The sequence below is a fragment of the Variovorax sp. YR752 genome, from assembly GCF_943372545.1.
The window spans coordinates 1-3,074 of record NZ_CALRZC010000415.1 but is presented as its reverse complement, the minus strand read 5'-3'; the positions used below and the strand labels follow the sequence as shown (position 1 = coordinate 3,074).

4 protein-coding genes are annotated in these 3,074 nt (G+C 69.0%); all 4 read left to right on the top strand.

Features of this window, described 5'->3' with window-relative positions; genetic code table 11:
- The coding region (locus AAG801_RS41335) for an acyl-CoA dehydrogenase family protein (RefSeq protein ID WP_341893674.1) at positions 1–428 on the top strand (428 nt) is incomplete at its 5' end.
- Between the two features lie 11 nt (positions 429–439).
- The gene (locus tag AAG801_RS41330) at positions 440–1,642 is read left to right on the top strand and encodes a CoA transferase (protein WP_341893673.1); all 1,203 of its coding nucleotides are present in this window, start codon (positions 440–442) and stop codon (positions 1,640–1,642) included.
- A gap of 2 nt (positions 1,643–1,644) precedes the next feature.
- The gene (locus AAG801_RS41325; RefSeq protein WP_341893675.1) at positions 1,645–2,316 is read left to right on the top strand and encodes a nitroreductase; all 672 of its coding nucleotides are present in this window, start codon (positions 1,645–1,647) and stop codon (positions 2,314–2,316) included.
- A gap of 14 nt (positions 2,317–2,330) precedes the next feature.
- Entirely contained in the window at positions 2,331–2,861 is a 531-nt protein-coding gene (locus tag AAG801_RS41320) for a hypothetical protein (RefSeq protein ID WP_341893672.1), read from the top strand.
- Positions 2,862–3,074 lie beyond the last annotated feature (213 nt).

Genomic DNA, 3,074 nt, shown 5'->3' with positions numbered 1-3,074 from the left:
GCTGGGCGCTGCTCGCCGCCGACACGCTCGGCGCGGGCGAAGCCATGCTCGGCCAGGCCGTGGCCTACGCCAAGGAACGCCGCCAGTTCGGCCGCGTGATCGGTTCCTTCCAGGCCGTGAAGCACCTGTGCGCCGAGATGGCCGCCGGGCTGGAGCCCGGCCGCGCGCTCGTCTGGTACGCGGCCCATGCCTTCGACGCACTGCCCGACGAAGCCGCGCTGCTCGCCGCACACGCCAAGTCGCACCTGAGCGAAACCGGCACCTTCGTCGCCCGCACCGCCACCGAGGTGCACGGCGGCATGGGCATCACCGACCTGCTGGGCCTGCACTACTGGTTCAAGCGCATCGGCTTCAACCGCCAACTGCTCGGCGGACCGGAGCGCGTGCGCCACCTCGCCGCCGAAATGCAGGGCCTTGTCGCCGCATGACCTCCCCATCCATGACCAAGACCACATCCACCGCTCCCCGCATGCTCGAAGGCCTGCGCATCGTCGACCTCACCACGGTGATCTTCGGCCCCTACTGCACGCAGATCCTCGCGGACCTCGGCGCCGAGGTGGTCAAGGTCGAGCCACCCGAGGGCGACAGCATCCGCATCATCGGCACGCCGCCCGTCACGCCGCTGATGAGCCCCGTGCACCTGCGCCTGAACCGAGGCAAGCGCTCGGTCGTCTGGGACCTGAAGAGCGAAGAAGGCCGCATTGCGATGCACCGCCTCATCGAGACCAGCGACATCTTCATCCACAACGTGCGCAGCGACGCCATCGCGCGCGCCGGCCTGTCGTACGACGAAGTGCGCGCCATCCGCCCCGACATCGTCTACGTGCATTGCACCGGCTTTGACCAGCGCGGGCCCTATGCCGCTCTGCAGGCCTACGACGACATCATCCAGGCCGCCTCGGGCATCGCCTCGCTGCCGCCCAAGGTCGACGGCAACCCGCAGCCGCGCTACGTGCCGATGACCATGGCCGACAAGGTCTCGGGCCTGCACGCGGCGTATGCCGTGCTCGCCGCCGTGGTGCACCGTCTGCGCACCGGCGAGGGCCAGCAGGTGGAGGTGCCGATGTTCGAATCGCTCGCCAGCTTCAACCTCGTGGAGCACCTGTGCGACAAGACCTTCGTGCCGCCCACCGGCCCCGCGCTGTACCTGCGCCAGATCGACCCCATGCGCCAGCCCATGCGCACGCGCGACGGCTACATCGCCATTGCGCCCTACCTGGACGACCGCTGGCTTCGCTTCTTCGAGGCCACCGGCCACCCCGAGGTGCTCGAAGCGCCCGAGCTGGCCGACAAGGCCCTGCGCCGCAAGCACACGAGCCGCATGTACGAGGCCGCCGCCGCGATCCTTCTCGAGCGCACCACGGCCGAATGGCTCGACATCTTGAAGAAGGCCAACGTGCCGGCGATGCGCGTGAACGACATCGCCGACCTGCCCGACGACCCGCAGCTGCAGGCCGCCGGCCTTTTCCGACAGCGCACGCATCCGACCGAAGGCGCGTATCTTGAGGTGCGCCCGCCGGTGCGCTTCTCGGGCTATGCCTACGCCGACCTGTCGCACGCCGCGACACCCGGCCAGCACAGCGCCGAGGTGGCCCGCGAACTGGGCGTGACCCTCATGAACGAACGAAAGAACGCCGCATGACCATGACTGTCTACGACGCCGTCGCAAGCCGCCGCTCGGTGCGCGAATTTCTCGACCGCCCCGTGCCGCCCGACGCCATTCGCCGCGTGCTGCAGGCCGCACTGCGCGCGCCCTCGGGCGGCAACCTGCAACCGTGGCACCTGCACGTGGTGGGCGGTGAACGGCTCGACGACCTCAAGGCCCTCATGCGCACCCGCGTGCAGGAAACGCCCGGCGGCGAAGGCAGCGAGTACGACATCTACCCGCGCGAGCTGGTCGCACCGTATCGCGACCGCCGCTTCGCCGTCGGCGAGGCGATGTACGCGCGCCTGGGCATTCCGCGCGAAGACAAGGCCGCGCGCCTCAAATGGTTTGCGCGCAACTTCCAGTTCTTCGGCGCGCCGCTCGCGCTCTTCTGCACCGTCGATCGCCGCATGGGCCCGCCGCAGTGGTCCGACCTCGGAATGATGTTGCAGAACGTGATGCTGCTGCTGCGCGCCGAGGGCCTGGACAGCTGCCCGCAGGAATGCTGGGCCATCTACCCGCAGACCATCGGCCGCTTCATCGATCTGCCGCCCGAACGCATGCTCTTCACCGGCATGGCCATCGGTTATGCCGACCGCGACAAGCCCCTCGACGCCCTCGAGACCGAGCGCGCGCCGCTCGCCGACGTGGCCGAGTTCATCGGCATCTGAGAAAGAAGTTGCAGATGGACGATTGGGAAAGCGCCTGGGCGCCGATGGTGGCGCGCGTGGGCGAAGACTTTGCGAACGGCGTGATCCGCTGGGGCGCCGACGTGATCGAGGCCGGCGCCGTGCGCCGCTATGTCGAGGTGCTCGAGTTCGACTGCCCGCTGCATCAAGGCCCGGATGCAGTGGCGCCATCGACCAGCCTCGCCAGCCACACGCTGCCGCCGATGTGGGCCCCGGGCCAGCCGCCCGTGTTCACCAGCGACGCCCGCAACGCCGAACCCGAGCGCAGCCCGCTCAAGGGCACGCGCCCCGAAGGCATGCCGCCCACCACCGCCTACATGGCGACCGACTACGAGGTCGACTACCTGCAACCCGCGCGCCTGGGCGACCGGCTGGGAAGGCGCGGCAACCGGCTCGTGCGCTGCGAACCCAAGGCCACGAAGGTGGGGCGCGGCGCGTTCACGACGTGGGAGTACGACATCGTGAACCAGCGCGAAGAGGTCGTGGCCCGCTGCCGCTTCGGCATGTACCACTACCAGCCGCACTAGAGAACAGCCCCCCGATTCAGTGCGGCCTCTCGCACCAGCACGCCGCCTCCCGTGCGCAGGGCGCTGGGTGCTTCCCGCAGCGAAATCAAGGAGGGGCGGGCTCAACCCGTCGATGCAACGGTCTGCCAGAGTACCTCAGCAGGGTTGGCAAAGCCAAGTGTCTGTCTTGGTCGACCGTTCATTTCATTGGCGATGCGATCGAACTGGGCCTGC

What these genes read in the sequence shown, in the direction of transcription:
- AAG801_RS41330 (WP_341893673.1), top strand. Translation starts at nt 440, where the DNA reads ATGACCAAGACCACATCCACCGCTCCCCGCATGCTCGAAGGCCTGCGC.
- AAG801_RS41325 (WP_341893675.1), top strand. Translation starts at nt 1,645, where the DNA reads ATGACTGTCTACGACGCCGTCGCAAGCCGCCGCTCGGTGCGCGAATTT.
- AAG801_RS41320 (WP_341893672.1), top strand. Translation starts at nt 2,331, where the DNA reads ATGGACGATTGGGAAAGCGCCTGGGCGCCGATGGTGGCGCGCGTGGGC.